Annotated in this window: 14 protein-coding genes; 10 read left to right on the top strand and 4 right to left on the bottom strand. The window is 63.3% G+C overall.

Annotation, left to right across the window (positions count from 1 at the left end):
• Positions 1-66: 66 nt before the first annotated feature.
• The 3 genes from ABQM86_RS13405 to nucS all read right to left on the bottom strand — a co-directional run bounded on the left by ABQM86_RS13405 (position 67) and on the right by nucS (position 2,520).
• Positions 67-270, bottom strand: a complete 204-nt coding sequence (locus ABQM86_RS13405) for a cold-shock protein (protein ID WP_018776337.1) — start codon at positions 268-270, stop codon at positions 67-69.
• 256 nt (positions 271-526) lie between these two features.
• Positions 527-1,780: an N-acetylglucosamine-6-phosphate deacetylase gene (gene nagA, locus ABQM86_RS13400; RefSeq protein ID WP_369744649.1), complete on the bottom strand. Its 1,254-nt coding sequence runs from the start codon at positions 1,778-1,780 to the stop codon at positions 527-529.
• A gap of 44 nt (positions 1,781-1,824) precedes the next feature.
• Complete coding sequence (gene nucS / locus ABQM86_RS13395) at positions 1,825-2,520, bottom strand: endonuclease NucS (protein WP_280623080.1); 696 nt, start codon at positions 2,518-2,520, stop codon at positions 1,825-1,827.
• A gap of 57 nt (positions 2,521-2,577) precedes the next feature.
• Between nucS and ABQM86_RS13390 the strand changes: the two genes are divergently transcribed.
• The gene (locus tag ABQM86_RS13390; protein WP_207593897.1) at positions 2,578-2,922 is read left to right on the top strand and encodes an ATP/GTP-binding protein; all 345 of its coding nucleotides are present in this window, start codon (positions 2,578-2,580) and stop codon (positions 2,920-2,922) included.
• Positions 2,923-2,940: 18 nt separating this feature from the next.
• Entirely contained in the window at positions 2,941-3,735 is a 795-nt protein-coding gene (locus tag ABQM86_RS13385) for an alpha/beta hydrolase (RefSeq protein ID WP_369744647.1), read from the top strand.
• Positions 3,736-3,850: 115 nt separating this feature from the next.
• Here the strand turns inward: ABQM86_RS13385 and ABQM86_RS13380 are convergent, their stop codons facing one another.
• Positions 3,851-5,143 carry an AI-2E family transporter gene (locus ABQM86_RS13380; RefSeq protein ID WP_337339705.1) on the bottom strand — a complete coding sequence of 431 codons (1,293 nt, stop codon included), beginning with the start codon at positions 5,141-5,143 and terminating at the stop codon, positions 3,851-3,853.
• A gap of 202 nt (positions 5,144-5,345) precedes the next feature.
• On the opposite strand from ABQM86_RS13380, the gene ABQM86_RS13375 reads away from it, so the two are divergent.
• The 8 genes from ABQM86_RS13375 (at position 5,346) to ABQM86_RS13340 (ending at position 14,844) form a co-directional block, all read left to right on the top strand.
• Positions 5,346-7,103, top strand: coding sequence for a hypothetical protein (locus ABQM86_RS13375; protein WP_369744646.1), 1,758 nt, complete (start codon positions 5,346-5,348; stop codon positions 7,101-7,103).
• Between the two features lie 37 nt (positions 7,104-7,140).
• A complete protein-coding gene (locus ABQM86_RS13370; RefSeq protein ID WP_280623077.1) occupies positions 7,141-8,154 on the top strand; it encodes a tetratricopeptide repeat protein in 1,014 nt (337 codons plus the stop codon).
• On the top strand, positions 8,154-9,254 hold the full coding sequence (locus tag ABQM86_RS13365) for an NADH:flavin oxidoreductase/NADH oxidase (protein ID WP_369744645.1): 1,101 nt from the start codon (positions 8,154-8,156) through the stop codon (positions 9,252-9,254). The genes ABQM86_RS13370 and ABQM86_RS13365 overlap by 1 nt, the downstream gene beginning before the upstream one ends.
• Before the next feature lie 41 nt (positions 9,255-9,295).
• Positions 9,296-10,189, top strand: a complete 894-nt coding sequence (locus tag ABQM86_RS13360) for an ATP-binding cassette domain-containing protein (protein ID WP_369744644.1) — start codon at positions 9,296-9,298, stop codon at positions 10,187-10,189.
• A complete protein-coding gene (locus ABQM86_RS13355; protein ID WP_369744643.1) occupies positions 10,171-11,742 on the top strand; it encodes a transporter in 1,572 nt (523 codons plus the stop codon). The genes ABQM86_RS13360 and ABQM86_RS13355 overlap by 19 nt, the downstream gene beginning before the upstream one ends.
• Positions 11,743-11,829: 87 nt before the next feature.
• Positions 11,830-12,612 carry a glucosamine-6-phosphate deaminase gene (nagB, locus tag ABQM86_RS13350; RefSeq protein ID WP_089595520.1) on the top strand — a complete coding sequence of 261 codons (783 nt, stop codon included), beginning with the start codon at positions 11,830-11,832 and terminating at the stop codon, positions 12,610-12,612.
• Positions 12,613-12,620: 8 nt separating this feature from the next.
• On the top strand, positions 12,621-12,959 hold the full coding sequence (locus ABQM86_RS13345) for a DUF3039 domain-containing protein (protein ID WP_089595519.1): 339 nt from the start codon (positions 12,621-12,623) through the stop codon (positions 12,957-12,959).
• A gap of 109 nt (positions 12,960-13,068) precedes the next feature.
• Positions 13,069-14,844 carry a DEAD/DEAH box helicase gene (locus ABQM86_RS13340; protein WP_089595518.1) on the top strand — a complete coding sequence of 592 codons (1,776 nt, stop codon included), beginning with the start codon at positions 13,069-13,071 and terminating at the stop codon, positions 14,842-14,844.
• Positions 14,845-14,919: the final 75 nt, after the last annotated feature.

Raw genomic sequence — 14,919 nt, 5'->3', positions numbered from 1 at the left:
CCCGACGCGAAAGCCGGGGTCAATGTGTTTGTTGAATCTGCAACCAGCAGAATTCAGCAGGTAAGGCTAGACGACGGTAACGCCGGTTGCCTGGGGGCCCTTGGCGCCCTGACCGATCTCGAACTGAACGCGCTGGTTCTCATCGAGGGTCTTGAAGCCACCGGTCTGGATCTCAGAGTAGTGAACAAAAACGTCCCCATCCGAGTCATCCGGGGTGATAAAGCCGAAGCCCTTTTCAGCGTTGAACCACTTGACGGTTCCCAGTGCCATGTATTTCTCCTCATTATGGAACTTCAGTCCGATACACCTCGTACCGGCTTTGTTACTCCGCGAGAAGATCTTGGATTCCGTCCGGGGATGCCGGTTGGATTCGCAGGAGCTTCACGCTCGCAACTCGTCTTGCGAGCATGAAAACCACCTACACAAAGACTGCTACAACACTTTCATGTGCCCTGCCGGAGGTCAACGGTCTTTTGGGCAATTCTGGAAAATTTTCGGTAAAAAGAAGGTAACGCGGCTCATTCAATTAGCGCTGTGACAGCCACTGGCCGTTGCGCATCACGCCAGTGAGTTCAAGATCTTCGTTAGTAACAACGATGTCGGCACGCAGGCCACGGCGCAGTCCGCCTATTTCGTCGGAAAGTCCAAGGACAGCCGCAGGTACCGCCGTCGCGGAACAAATGGCGTCGGGAAGATCGACGCCGGCAGCTACGGTTTTGCGGACAACCTCCAGGAGGGTGGCGGTGCCGCCTGCGATTGACCCCGTGGCATCGAGCGTGGCGACACCATCACTGACGGTCACAGGGGAGGGGCCCAGCATGTAGCTGCCGTCCGAAAGCCCTGCGGCGGCCATGGAGTCCGTCACCAGGACAATATTGGCAGCTCCTACAAGTTGGAAGACAGTGGCTACCGTGCTGGGATCCAGATGTGTGCCGTCGGCGATGAGCTCCACCACAGCCTTTCCTTCCTGCGCCATCCGCAGGCAGGCAGCAACGGGACCCGGCGCGCGGTGGTGCAGTGGAGGCATCCCATTAAAAAGGTGGGTCACGGTGGGAAGTGAGCTGACGCCGTCGAACCCTGCTGATTCCAGCCCTTCACGGGCGGCGGCCAGTGACGCCGTTGCCGTGGCGTCATCGCAATCTGTGTGGCCCAGCGAAGGAGTGACGCCGTGGGAGGTCATCAGGTCCACCAGCGCGGCCGCGCCAGGAAGCTCGGGGGCATAGGTCATGGTGGCCAGCTTGCCGGCGGCAGCGCCAACGAGCTCCTCCATGAGGTCCAGGTCCGGTTCCAGCAAGTAGTCCGGGTTCTGGGCTCCGCAGCGGGCATGGGACAGGAACGGGCCTTCAAGGTGGATTCCGGCTACGAGGCCTTCATCCGCGAGCTTTACATACAGCTGGATGCCACGGAGGAGGTCCTCGGGGGGAGCGGTCACCATGCTGGCCAGGAACGTTGTTGTTCCCGAACGGTGCAGGAAGTCGACGGCTTTGCGCGCCGATGCCTCTTCACCGCCAGGGAAGTCGCCGCCATTGCCACCGTGGCAGTGAACATCCACCAGTCCGGGAATCAGGTAGCTGCCGCTGGGGACTCCCAAACGGACAGCGCTCCGGAAACCTTCAAATGATTCCGGATCAAAGCCACCCGCAGCTCCGGCGTAGGCGATTCTGTCGCCTTCGATGGCAACAAGGCCGTCCTCCACCACCTCGCCGTCACTGACAATCGTGCCTTTGATGATCTGGTGGCTTGGCGCGGAAGAAGTGGACAAATGATCTGCGGCAGTCATGATGTCGATTCTAGTGGCCTGCGGCACATGAGCCCGGGGAAGTGCTAGAAGAGCCGGGACTCGCTGTCATCCACGCCCCGCATGGCGTCATAATCCAGCGTCACGCAGGCGATCCCGCGATCGTTGGCCAGGACCTTTGCCTGGGGCTTAATCTGTTGCGCGGCGAAGATGCCGCGCACTGGTGCCAGGAGGGGATCGCGGTTGAGCAGCTCAAGGTACCGTGTCAGCTGTTCGACGCCGTCAATGTCGCCGCGGCGTTTGAGTTCAACGGCCACTGTAGCGCCGTCGGCATCCCGGGCCAGGATGTCTACCGGACCAATTGCGGTGAAGTATTCGCGTCGGATCAGGGAGAAGCCGGTCCCGAGGGTCTCGATCTGCTCCGCAAGGAGCCGCTGAAGATCCGCTTCCACCCCATCCTTGATCAGGCCGGGGTCGGTACCGAGCTCGTGCGAGGTGTCATGCAGTTGCTCGTAGATGTTGATGATCAGGCGGTCATCGGTCTTGGCAGACTGGACAGTCCACTGTTCCACTACGCCTTCCTCCACGTCCGTCTCCTCCGGCGTGGTCACCCGGAGTGTGGCTGGCGGGCTCATCCAGTTCAGCGGCTTGTAGGAGCCGCCGTCCGAGTGCACCAATACCGAGCCGTCGGCCTTGACCAGCAGAAGCCGGGTGGCGAGGGGGAGGTGGGCCTTGAGGCGGCCAACGTAATCAACAGAACAACGGGCTATGACGAGTCGCACCCGCCCCACATTACCGTCTCAGCATCTGCAACAGTGTGGCTGGGGCAGAATGGAAGCATGCCCCGCTCCAACCGCCCTCGTCGCAACGCGTCCAGCACACGCTCCGGCAATGCCGGCGGCAAATGGGCCGAGCCGGTACCTGAGCTTGACCTTGAAAGGGCACGGGGTGGAATTGCCCGGCGGGAAAGTGCTCCGGATGGTGACTGGATGGTCCGGACCATGACAGCCAAAAAAGCGGAGAAGCAGTACATCTGCCCCGGATGCTCCACGGCCATCGTTCCCGGCATCGCGCATCTGGTGGTGTGGTCCGACAGCCACCTGTTCGGGCAAGCGGCCGGGTTGGCCGAACGCAGGCACTGGCACACCAATTGTTGGACGGGCAGGACGTACCGCTACCGCTGATTCGCTAGGCTGGGAACCATGACTTTCGACCCCGCCTCGTTCGTGTTTACCCCGCAGGCTGTCCCCTCGGAGATCCGCGCTTCCACGGTCCTTCCCGCCCGCCGCGAGAATGTGGAGTTCACCACTGAGGACGGCAAGGTGCTGCTGGGCGAGCTGGCGTTGCCGGAATCAGGGGAGGTCACCGCGACGTTGATTACCCTCCACCCGCTGCCCACGCACGGTGGGTTCATGGATTCCCACGTCTACCGGAAGGCCTCCTACAGGCTCCCGGCGCTGGCCGGTGTGGCTGTGCTCAGGTTCAACACGCGCGGCACCCAGTCGCCGCGCGGTACCAGCGATGGCCACTTCGAAGAAGGTATCGGAGAGCGTTACGACGTAGAAGCGGCAGTTCGCTTTGCTGTCGAGCGGGGATTGCCTAACCGTTGGCTCGTCGGTTGGTCCTTCGGCACCGAACTTGCCTTGATGTATGGCGCTGTGGAGCCGGTGGCCCCGGAGATCGAAGGTGCAGTGCTGCTTTCCCCGCCCTTGCACCGCGCCACCGATGTCCACCTCAAGGAGTGGGCCGTCTCCGGCAAGCCGCTCACGGTCCTGGTACCGGAGCACGATGACTACCTGCAGCCTGCCGAAGCAGCACAGCGGTTCAGCTTGGTGCCGCAGGCCCGGATTGTCGGCGTCGATGGCGCCAAGCACCTGTGGGTGGGCGAGAAGTACGCGGCGCGGGTCTTGAATGAAATCGTCGACGACGTCACTCCCGCAGGTGCCGGCGTTGACGGACTGCCCCGCGAGTGGGCGGGGTCGGTAGCGAACGGGTAGTCCGGTAGCGAACGGGTAGGCCGTTCGCCGCAGCGAAGAGTTCTTGTACGGATAATGCCCCCCAACCTCGCGGTTGGGGGGCATTATCTGTACAAGAACCAGGCAGGGGACGAGGTCAGTGCCGGTCTTGGCGGATGATGAACACTTCCTTGATGAGCAGCATGATGGCGGCCGCCGTGGGAATGGCGATCAGCGCGCCCAGGACGCCGAGCAGGCTGCCACCAGCGATCACCGAGATCACAGCCACGGCGCCCGGAACGGCCACGGCACGTTGCATGATGCGTGGCGAGATGAAGTACGCCTCGAACTGCAGATAGGCGAAGTAGGCGATCGCGTAGACAACGGCGGTCTGCCACCCGGCGGTGAGGGCTACCAGGATGACCACCACGGCGGCGATCATGCCGCCCACCAGCGGAATGAAGGCGAGCAGGGCCACCACAAAGGCAAGCAGGACGCTGAAGGGGATGCCCAGGATGGTCATCACAATGAAAGCGAAGATCGCATTCAGGAGAGCAACGCAGGCCTGGCCGATCACGTAGTTGCCCACGGAATCGGTGATCGCCTCTGAAAGAGCTTCAACACGGGGTCGGCGGGACCGGGGAGCGAGGCGGTAGGCCCACTTCTTCATGGACGGCAGGGCCGCCAGGAAGTAGAGGCTCAGGACCAGCACGATCAGCGAGCCGAACAGGCCGTTGGCAACAGTGGAGCCGAAGCCGACCACGCCGCCGAAGATGCCGCCCATGGCCTCGGGATCCTTGACGAATTTATCCAGCTCGGTGGTGATCCGGTCACGGACGCCGAACTGGCTGTCGGCGTTGCGGAAGAAGTCCGAGTCGAGGAAGCCCCGGATCCATTCGGGGGCCTGGCGAACGATTTCCGAAACCTGTTCAACGATGGTGGGGATCAGGGTTGCGAAGAACCCTGCCACGGCCAGGACGAGGGCTGAAACGGAGATCAGGATGCCGGCGGGCCGGGGGACCCTTCGGGACTCCAGCCAGCGGACTACGGGGTCCAGGCCCAGAGCTATGAAGAGTGCGGCGACGATCCACAGGATGAGCTGGGTGGTGTTGCTGGCGATGTAGAAGACTGCAAGGGCAATGCCGACGCCGGCGGTCCCCATGAAGCCCACATAGAGGGGATGCTGGGATGACATCCGAGGCCCCGGGGCTCCGAAGCCGTGGTCGTCCTCGGGCCGGAGGCTGCCTGCCCCCTCATCTGTTTCGTCTTCGGGGGGCATTTCGAACCGTACGCGGTTGCGGGCTCCGGGAATGGGCTGCTTCAACCTGCGCCCGAGGGCGGCGAGGCGTCCGGTGCGGACCGGAACCGTTGCGGCGGTGCCGTCCGAGGAAGCATCCACCGCACTTGACCCGGGCTCATCGGTGGGACGGGGCTCCAAGTGGTCTTTCACGCGGTTTTGCTGCCTTTTCATTAGTGGTAAAGGGCTGATTCAGGCGCTGAAAGGCCCGTTTATCATGATCATCGCCACACTATCAGGAGCTCGGAATGCCGCGGGGGCGGCGCGATGGCGGGGTTTTCCCGATGTTGGGGAGATCACCCCGATCTGACTCTCTGATAACAAAACGGTTACCCTTGAAGTTCAACGACCGCTGATGATAGGTGATCCTGTGCGTTTGAAGACTGCAGCCTTGCTGGTGCTGCTGGGCCTGCTGACGATGCTGGCCGGCATTGGCCAGCTGACTTTCTGGGCCCCCTCCGAGACCGTAACCGCCTCGGTTCCCAGCGATACCAAAGCTGCCCCGTTGACGGTGATCGACCCCAAGTTGATTGCCCTTCATGAGGGGCCAGTGAAGATCAAGATCCAGGGCGAAGGCAATTTCATGGTCGCCACCGGACGTCCGGACGACGTTGAAGCCTGGGTGGGTGGGACTGCCCACACCACGCTGACCGGCGTGTCAGCAGACCAGAAGTCATTGGAAGCCTCCTCGGTGGACGGCGAAGCAACGGCCCCCTCCCCGGCGGGATCCGATCTGTGGGTCAGCACCGAAGACGCCAGCGGAGAGCTGGACTACACCTGGAACCCTCCTGCTGATGGCGAGTGGTCCCTGCTGGTAGCCGCAGACGGAACCCAGCCTGCGCCGTCGTCGATTTCCATGACCTTCCCGAACAACGCCACCACCCCTTGGGCCGTGCCGCTGATCGTACTGGGCATCATCATCATCCTGGTGGGAGCGGCTTTGCCCTTCATCGCCAAAGCCCTGTCCAACCGCCGCAAGGACGGCCAGGACGACGAGCCGCATGATGGCGGGGAGACTACCACGCTGCCCGTCCAGTCGACGTCAGGTGACGCCGGCCGTCGTCGTGGTCCGGAGACCGAGGGCCCTGCGCTCCGGGTGACCGCCATTGCTGCCGCTTTGGCCGCGGTCATGGTAGGCGGCACGGCTGTCGCCGCCCAGGCAACCACCACGCCTGAGGCGACCCCCACCTCTTCTGCCGCAGCTCCTGCCGAAGGTGAAGGCGGCACCCCCGTGCTGCTGGAATCCCAGTTGCAGCGGATCCTGGAACAGGTTGCCAGCACGGTTGATGCTGCTGACGCTGCCAAGGATGCAGCCAAGCTGGCTCCCCGCGTTGACAAGATGGAACTGCAGATCCGTACGCAGAACTACAAGGTCCGCACCGCTGTGTCGGCTTACGAAGCCCGTATGCCCGTCCGGGCCACCAAGCTCCAGAGCAGTGTCATCAGCACCAAGCGCGAGTGGCCGCGTACAGTCTTTGCCCTGACCCAGGGCGAGGGCAACGTTGTGCCGCAGGTCCTGACGCTGGTTCAGCTCTCGCCGCGCGAAAACTACAAGCTCTGGGGCAGTGCCCCGCTCCAGCCGGGCACCAACTTCCCGTCGTTCCCGGTTCCCCGTGAAGGAACCGAACCTGTGCCTGCCGCCGACAAGACCGGCTTGGCGTACAGCGGCAACGAGGCCTTGGGCATTCTGGCTGAAATGCTGACCACGCCTGATTCCCCGAACCGGAGCAAGCTGGCCGACGGCCAGGCGTCCCCGTACATCGCCGGTGCCCTTGCCTACCAGACAGACACCGTGAAGAACGGGACCAGCGCCAAATTCAAGTTCACCCACACACCCGTGCCCAACCAGACCGTAGTGCTGCGCACTGCCGACGGCGGTGCGCTGGTGGTGGGTCGCCTGGACTTCGCCTTCGAGGGCACGCCCAAGGCGGCAGGAGACAAACTCCTGCTTGAAGACGATTCCGCCGTCTTTGCCGGGGGTAAGGAGACTACTACCGGCATGGTGCTGAACTTCGCCGAGTCCGTGGCGGTGTACATTCCGCCGGCAGGATCTGCTGACCCCATGAAGCTCGTAGCTGCCACCCGTGGCTTGGTAGGGGCAAGCTTCAAATAGGCAATTCCGCTGCAGGGCAGCGGCTAGAGTGGATGGTATGAGTTCGCCCGGATACCGACCCACTCCAGCCGCTGCCAGCCAGCTCAACCTTCGCGGCGCCGTTGACCTCTCGTCACTGCGCCGCCCGGCCGCACCTCCCGCGCCGCCAGCCTCCGCTTCCGCGGACGGTGCTGCGCGCGACGGCGGCACCCCCAACGGTGATGAAACCAATGGTGGCGCCGGCAGGGCACCCCTTCGCGTGGATGCCACCGAAACAAACTTCCAGGATCTGGTGCAGCTGTCTGCGCAGGTTCCTGTTCTCTTCCTTCTCTGGTCGCGCTATGCACCGGAATCACCCGCAGTCCTTGACTCCGCTGAGCGCGTGGTGGCGAGTTACGCCGGGCGGTTGGTTCTTGCCGCGGCCGACGTCGACGCCTTCCCGCAGCTGGCCCAGGCTTTCCAGGTGCAGGCTGTCCCCACGGCGGTGGCCGTGGTGAAAGGCCAGCCGGTTCCTCTTTTCCAAGGTCCTGCCGATGACGCGCAGATCAAGGACCTGGTGGACGAACTCCTCAAGGTAGCTGCCGCCAACGGGGTCACCGGTAGCATCGGGGACGCCGCAGCCCAGGGTGAAGACGCCGGGCCTGAGCCCCTCCCGCCCCTGCACCAGGCCGCCATCGACGCGATCGAGGCCGGTGACTACGCCGGAGCAGCTGCGTCCTACAAGCAAGCCCTCCTTGAACAGCCAGCCGACGCTGACGCCAAAGCCGGACTTGCCCAGGTTGAACTCATGGCCCGGTTGGAGAACCTTTCCGCTCCGGAGGCAGAGAGCCTCCGTGACCTTGCCGCCCGGGAACCGGACAACCTGGACGCCCAGTTGGGCGTTGCAGACCTTGACGTTTCCGGGGGACACATCGAGGACGCCTTCAGCCGCATCATTACGTTCATCGGCAGGAATTTCGGTCCTGAACGCGAGACCGCGCGCGTACGGCTCCTCGAGCTTTTCGAGGTCGTCGGAACATCGGACGAGAGGGTAGCCAAGGCCCGTCAGGGACTCGCGAGGGTTCTTTTCTAGTGCCTTCCGCGCTGTTTTCCCCGCTGCAGCTGCGTTCACTGACCATCCCGCACCGGGGATGGGTCTCGCCCATGTGCCAGTACAGCTGTCATCCCGGGACCGGAGAAGGCGTCCCCAACGACTGGCATTTGATGCACCTCGGTTCTTTCGCCGCAGGTGGAGCCGCCTTGATCATGAGTGAGGCCGCGGCGGTGAACGCTGTGGGCAGGATCAGCCCGTTGGACGCCGGACTTTACTCCGATGAGCAGGCTGCGGGCTGGGAACGCATTGTCGATTTTGTCCACCGGCATGGCGCAGTGGAGTGCCGGATCGGCGCGCAGCTGGCCCATGCAGGGCGCAAGGCTTCGACGTACTGGCCGTTCGCTCATCAGTCAGGTTCCGTGCCGTCGTCCGACGGCGGGTGGGGCACCGTTGGACCTGCCACCCAGCCGTTTGACGGTTATGCCGCGCCTGCTGCCATGAGCGAAGAGGACATCCTTGCCGTGGTGGACGACTTTGCCGCCGCGGCCTCACGGGCCGTTGCTGCCGGTTTCGACACCGTGGAGATCCACGGCGCCCACGGATATCTGTTGCACCAGTTCCAAAGCCCCCTCATCAACACCCGGACGGACAGGTGGGGTGGAAACGAGGAGGGGCGGAACAAGCTCATGCTCACTGTGGTGGACGCGGTCCGCGACGTCATCCCGGACTCCATGCCGCTCCTGTTGAGGATCTCCGCTACCGATTGGGCTGACGGGGGAGTGGACGTTGAGGCATCAGTCCGCCTGGCGCGCGCTGCTGCCGGTCGCGGCGTCGACCTCGTGGATGTCTCTTCCGGCGGCGCTGTGGCGCACCAGAAAATCAGGGCCGTGCCTGGCTACCAGGCCGGGTTCGCCGAACAGATAAGGCGCGACGCCGGTGTCCCCACTGGTGCGGTGGGGCTCCTCACCAGTGCTGCACAGGCCGAGGACATCGTTGCCAACGGCAGGGCGGATGCCGTGTTCATGGCACGGGCGGCCCTGCGCGATCCCCATTGGTGGCTGAGGGCTGCGTACGAACTCGGCCATGACATTCCCTGGGTTCCGCAATACCAGCGGGCCGTACCCCGCCACGGCTTCTAGAACCGGATCCGGCTCCGCTGCGACGAGGTTAGGCTGGTCACATGACGGAACCACGCCATGAACCCACGCCCACGTCCGCTCCACCTCAGGATGCCCCGACTCCACAATTCCCCGCACCGCCACAGGTCCCTGGACAGACCCCCGCAACCCAGGCCTCCGGCGCGCCTAATGCTTCAGCGCCCCGGGCTGCTTTGTCCATCCGTGGCCTGGCCAAGCGCTTCGGCGACAAGATCGCCGTGGATGGCGTCAGCCTGGAAGTACCTGCCGGATCCTTTTACGGGATGGTCGGTCCCAACGGTGCAGGCAAGACCACCACGTTGTCCATGGCCACCGGTCTGCTGAGGCCGGATTTTGGCACAGCCTTGATCCATGGGGTCGACGTATGGGCCCGCCCGTTGGAGGCCAAGAAGCTCATGGGGGTCCTGCCTGATGGTGTGCGCCTTTTTGACAGGCTGACGGGCGAGCAACTGGTGACGTATTCCGGTCTCCTTCGCGGCATGGACCGCGACGTTGTTGGTGCACGGGTTCCTGAGTTGCTGGCGGCCCTTGACCTTGAAGCCGACGCCGGTTCGTTGGTGGTGGATTACTCCGCCGGCATGACCAAGAAGATCGCCTTGGCCTCCGCTCTCATCCATGCACCGCGTCTCCTTGTCCTTGACGAGCCGTTTGAGTCGGTGGACCCTGTGTCGGCTGCCAACATCCGCGGCATCCTGGAGGGATACGTCGCCTCCGGAGGTACGGTTATTGTTTCCAGCCATGTGATGGACCTCGTGCAGCGCATGTGCAGCCACGTTGCAGTGGTGGCTGGTGGACGAGTTCTGGCAGCGGGCTCCGTGGACGAGGTCCGCGATGGCTCGACGTTGGAGGAACGCTTCGTCCAGTTGGTGGGCGGCGGACACCGGACGGAGGGCCTGGAATGGTTGCGCACCTTCTAAGCCTCAAGTGGCGCCTGCTCCTTAATGGGTTCAAGCGCAGCCCGTGGCAGCTGGTGGGCATGGCCCTGGGGCTCCTGTATGCGTTGGGATTGCTGGTCCTCCTGGTTGGAGGCCTCATAGCACTGCGGTTGGCTGATCCGGAGATCGCCCACACCGTAGTGGTATTGGGTGGAGCGGCGACAATCCTTGGGTGGGCCATCATCCCGCTTGTTGCTTCGGCGGCGGACATGACCCTGGACCCCGCGCGGTTCACCACCTTCGCCATACCTTCCAAACAACTGTTGACGGGCCTTGCCCTTGCGGGCTTCATCGGCATTCCCGGCCTGGCTACCTTGATTGCTGCTCTGGGAACCGTCGGAACCTGGTGGCGCAGTGTTCCGGCGGTCACCGGCGCCTTGCTGGGGGCCGTCCTCGGTGCGCTGACGTGCATCGTGCTGTCCAAAGTGGTCACGACGGCGACAGCCGGCCTGGCGGCTTCGAGGCGTTTCAAGGACGTCAGCAGCATCATTGTCTTCATCCCCTTAATCCTGTTGGGCCCCATGATGGTGGGCTTGGTGGATGGTGTCCGCGGGAGCGCCGACTACCTTCCGGTGCTCGCCCGAACGGTGTCGTGGACGCCCCTGGGTGCGGCCTGGTCCCTTGGCGGCGAGATCGACTCTGGTAATCCCGCTGCGGCTGGACTGAAGTTCCTGATCGCGGCGGCCACCATTGCCGTGCTCCTCCTTTGCTGGCATGTGCTCCTGAAGCGTGCGCTGGTGACGCCGGCATACTCGGGAGGCACTGCAAGGAAGGGCGGAAAGCTGGGCTTGTTCGGCCTGCTCCCGGGGACGCCGGCGGGCGCGGTTGCTGCCAGGGCGCTGATCTACTGGTTGAAGGATCCGAGGTATGCGGCTTCCCTGGTGATTGTTCCCATGTTTCCTGTGTTGTTCTACTTCGGCGGCGTACAGAGCGGCAGCTATGGCTTGCTCATGATTCTGGGTCCGCTGACCGCTTTCGTTATGGCATGGTCCATCTGCGCTGATGTCTCTTACGACAACACTGCTTTTGCCCTCCACCTCGCGTCGGGCGTCAGGGGAGTCGACGACAGGCTGGGGCGGGCTTTGGCCTGTCTGGCCATATCGCTTCCGATAGTTCTGCTCTTCACTGTGGGGCCGCTCTTCGTGACGGGGGATTGGCAGTGGCTGCCCAACCTCCTGGGATTGTCCCTCGGGACTCTCTTCACCGGACTGGGGCTTTCTTCAGTCATTTCGGCCCGCTACAACATTGCCGTTCCCTTGCCGGGCGACAGCCCGTTCAAGAAGCCGCCGGGAAACGTTGCCCAGACTTTGGCCGTCCAAGCGGTGGGGATGGGCCTTCTGGCCCTCCTGCTGGTTCCGGAACTTGCGCTGGTGGCAGTCCAGGCTTTCACCGGCGGGCCGGAGGCTGGCTGGATCAATTTGGTGGCAGGTCCTGTTCTGGGTGTCATCCTTTTCATCGTGGGCATCCGACTCGGTGGAAAATGGTTGGACGCGCGGGGTCCGGAAATGTTCGCGCAGCTCAGTGTGAACCGTTAGCCGCGTAACAACCATGCCCATAGATGGGACATGGGATAACGTCTCTGTCAGATAGCTCAAAGTCCCTTACCAAGAAAGGCCGTGACGATGGAAGTTGTCATTCTCCCTGGCACCAAGCAGATCGGTGCGCTTGCAGCCGATGCCATTGAAGCATTGGTCCGTCGTAAGCCGAATGCTGTGCTGGGCCTGGCTACTGGGTCCTCACCGCTGCCTGTCTATGACGAACTCGCGCGCCGCTACGATGCCGGAGGGCTGGACTTCAGCCAGGCTCACGGGTTCGCGTTGGACGAGTATGTTGGCCTCGAGGCCGGACACCCCGAGTCCTATCGCGAGGTGATCCGGCGCGAATTCACCAACCGGGTGAACATCAAGCCGGAGAACGTGCACGGTCCGGACGGTGCCGCCAAAGATCTGGAGGCAGCCTGCCAGGACTACGAGGATGCCATCAAGGCCGTTGGGGGTGTGGACCTCCAGATCCTGGGCGTTGGCACCGACGGTCACATCGGTTTCAACGAGCCGGGATCATCCTTGGCCTCCCGGACCCGGATCAAAACACTGATTGAGCAGACCCGGAAGGACAACGCCCGCTTCTTCGACAGCATCGATGATGTTCCCCACCACGTAGTGACCCAGGGGCTGGGGACCATTATGGATGCCCGGCATGTGGTGCTGGTCGCAACCGGTGCCCAAAAGGCACAGGCGGTGCGTGATTTCGTGGAAGGACCCGTGGCCGCGATTTGTGCCGCGTCCATCCTCCAGATGCACCCCCACGCAACAATCCTGGTGGATGAGGCTGCCGCGTCATCGTTGAAGTTGGCTGATTACTATCGGCACACGTACGACAACAAGCCGGAGTGGCAGGGGATCTAGACGGTAAGATGTTTGGCATGACTACGCTTCCTCCGGATCCATTCGAAAACGACCCCATGCGCGAGCTTTCCGGAGCCGGAACGTCCACTGCCACCATTGAGCGCGAGGAAACGCGCCAGGAAGTGGAACCCGGCGACCGCGAGCGTTTTTCCCACTATGTCCGCAAGGAAAAGATCATGGAGTCGGCGTTGACCGGCGAGCCGGTCATTGCCTTGTGCGGCAAGGTTTGGACGCCCGGACGGGACCCCCAGAAGTTCCCGGTCTGCCCGGAGTGCAAGGAAATCTATGAAGGTCTCCGCCCCGGCAACGACGGTGGAAAAAACGGCGGCCCGGGCAACTCCAAGTAGTGGGTGGGAAGCGAACACAGGTCCCTTCTGATCGTTACCGTGTCCTCCAGCCCGGCGTTCCCGCCGGGCTGGAGGTAATGGTCTTTGCCATCAGGCCGGGGGAGCCAGCATGACAGAAACACTTTTCGGCGGTCCATCCCTTCCTCCGGCGTACCCGGAACGGGCCGCCTGGGGAACTGCGCCCAAGCTCCGTGCCTGGCAGCAGGAGGCCCTTGACCTCTACATGACCCGGAACCCCAAGGACTTCCTCGCCGTGGCGACGCCCGGTGCCGGTAAGACCACCTTCGCGTTGCGCATTGCCACCACACTGCTGGACAGCGGCGTGGTCAACCGGATCACAATCGTTGCCCCGACGGACCATTTGAAGCGGCAGTGGGCTGATGCCGCCGCCAAGGTGGGCATTGCGATCGATCCCAACTTCAAGAACTCCGACGGCCAGCACGGTCGCGGTTTCGTTGGCGTGGCCGTCACGTACGCGCAAGTGGCGAGCAAGCCCATGCTGCATCGGGCCAAGACTGAAGCGGCGCGCACGTTGGTGATCCTGGACGAAATCCACCACGGCGGTGAAGCGCTCTCTTGGGGCGACGGCCTCCGTGAGGCATTTGATCCGGCCGCAAGGCGCCTGTCACTGACAGGTACTCCGTTCCGCTCGGATACCTCACCCATTCCGTTTGTTGAATACGCTGAGGACAGGGACGGCATCCGGCGTTCCAAGGCCGATTACACCTACGGCTACGGCAATGCCCTGCGGGATCACGTGGTCCGCCCCGTGCTCTTCATGGCCTACTCGGGCCAGATGCGGTGGCGCACCAGTGCCGGCGACGAAATGGCGGCCTCGCTGGGTGAAGCGGCGGTCACCAAGGACATCACGTCGCAGGCATGGCGCACGGCGTTGAACCCTACCGGTGAATGGATCCCCGCCGTCCTGGCTGCTGCTGACAAACGCCTCAGCGAAGTCAGGCGGACGGTGCCGGACGCCGGCGGCCTGGTCATCGCGACGGACCACGACGACGCACGGGCCTACGCGGGCCAACTCAAGAAAATCACGGGTCAGTCGCCCACGGTGATTCTCTCGGATGACTCCAAAGCCTCCAGCAAGATCGAGGAATTCTCCGCAGGAGAACAGCGCTGGATGGTGGCCGTCCGCATGGTGTCCGAAGGCGTTGACGTCCCGCGCCTGTCGGTCGGCGTCTACGCCACCTCCACCTCCACGCCGTTGTTCTTCGCGCAGGCCGTGGGACGTTTTGTGCGTGCCCGCAAGAGGGGCGAGACGGCGTCGGTTTTCCTTCCGTCCGTGCCGCCGCTGATGATCCTCGCCAACACCATGGAGGCAGAGCGTGATCACGCTTTGGACCGCCCGGAGAAGGACGAGGACGGTCTCTTCAATCCCGAAGAGAACCTCATGGCCGAGGCCAACCGTGAGGACAAAGCATCAGACGAGCTCACCAAGGGCAAGTTCGAAGCACTGGACTCCCAAGCGTCGTTTGACCGCGTCCTCTTCGATGGCGGCGAGTTCGGCACGGGAGCGGATATCGGTTCCGATGATGAATTGGACTTCCTGGGTATTCCCGGGCTCCTCGACGCCGAGCAAGTGGGAACACTTCTGCGTCAACGCCAGCACGATCAGCAGTCGCGTAAGAAACGCCAGTCACCTCTGGCGGCTGCGGCTGCACCCGCTGTGCCTGACCACCGGATGCTCATGGATCTCCGGAACGAGCTGGCCAAGAACGTCGCTGCGTGGGCTGCCCGTACCGGGACCCCGCACGGAGTAGTGCACACCAAACTTCGTGAGGTGTGTGGTGGCCCGGCGGTGGCGCAGGCCAATGAGGAGCAGCTGCAGGCCCGCCTGCGCAAGCTCCAGGATTGGTTCATCGGCAGGAAATAGGCGGACCATCATCTGCAGAAAAGCCAGGGGGCGCCGCGGTTGCGGCGCCCCCTGGCTTTCTGCTGTCAGGCTGTC

This window comes from Paenarthrobacter sp. AMU7, from assembly GCF_041200195.1.
GTDB lineage: Bacteria > Actinomycetota > Actinomycetes > Actinomycetales > Micrococcaceae > Arthrobacter.
This window is presented reverse-complemented; position numbering and strand designations above follow the sequence as displayed.

Coding starts and splice junctions, on each gene's coding strand:
- ABQM86_RS13405 (WP_018776337.1), bottom strand. CDS start 270: ATGGCACTGGGAACCGTCAAGTGGTTCAACGCTGAAAAGGGCTTCGGC.
- nagA (WP_369744649.1), bottom strand. CDS start 1,780: ATGACTGCCGCAGATCATTTGTCCACTTCTTCCGCGCCAAGCCACCAG.
- ABQM86_RS13390 (WP_207593897.1), top strand. CDS start 2,578: ATGCCCCGCTCCAACCGCCCTCGTCGCAACGCGTCCAGCACACGCTCC.
- ABQM86_RS13385 (WP_369744647.1), top strand. CDS start 2,941: ATGACTTTCGACCCCGCCTCGTTCGTGTTTACCCCGCAGGCTGTCCCC.
- ABQM86_RS13375 (WP_369744646.1), top strand. CDS start 5,346: ATGATAGGTGATCCTGTGCGTTTGAAGACTGCAGCCTTGCTGGTGCTG.
- ABQM86_RS13370 (WP_280623077.1), top strand. CDS start 7,141: ATGAGTTCGCCCGGATACCGACCCACTCCAGCCGCTGCCAGCCAGCTC.
- ABQM86_RS13360 (WP_369744644.1), top strand. CDS start 9,296: ATGACGGAACCACGCCATGAACCCACGCCCACGTCCGCTCCACCTCAG.
- ABQM86_RS13355 (WP_369744643.1), top strand. CDS start 10,171: ATGGTTGCGCACCTTCTAAGCCTCAAGTGGCGCCTGCTCCTTAATGGG.
- nagB (WP_089595520.1), top strand. CDS start 11,830: ATGGAAGTTGTCATTCTCCCTGGCACCAAGCAGATCGGTGCGCTTGCA.
- ABQM86_RS13345 (WP_089595519.1), top strand. CDS start 12,621: ATGTTTGGCATGACTACGCTTCCTCCGGATCCATTCGAAAACGACCCC.
- ABQM86_RS13340 (WP_089595518.1), top strand. CDS start 13,069: ATGACAGAAACACTTTTCGGCGGTCCATCCCTTCCTCCGGCGTACCCG.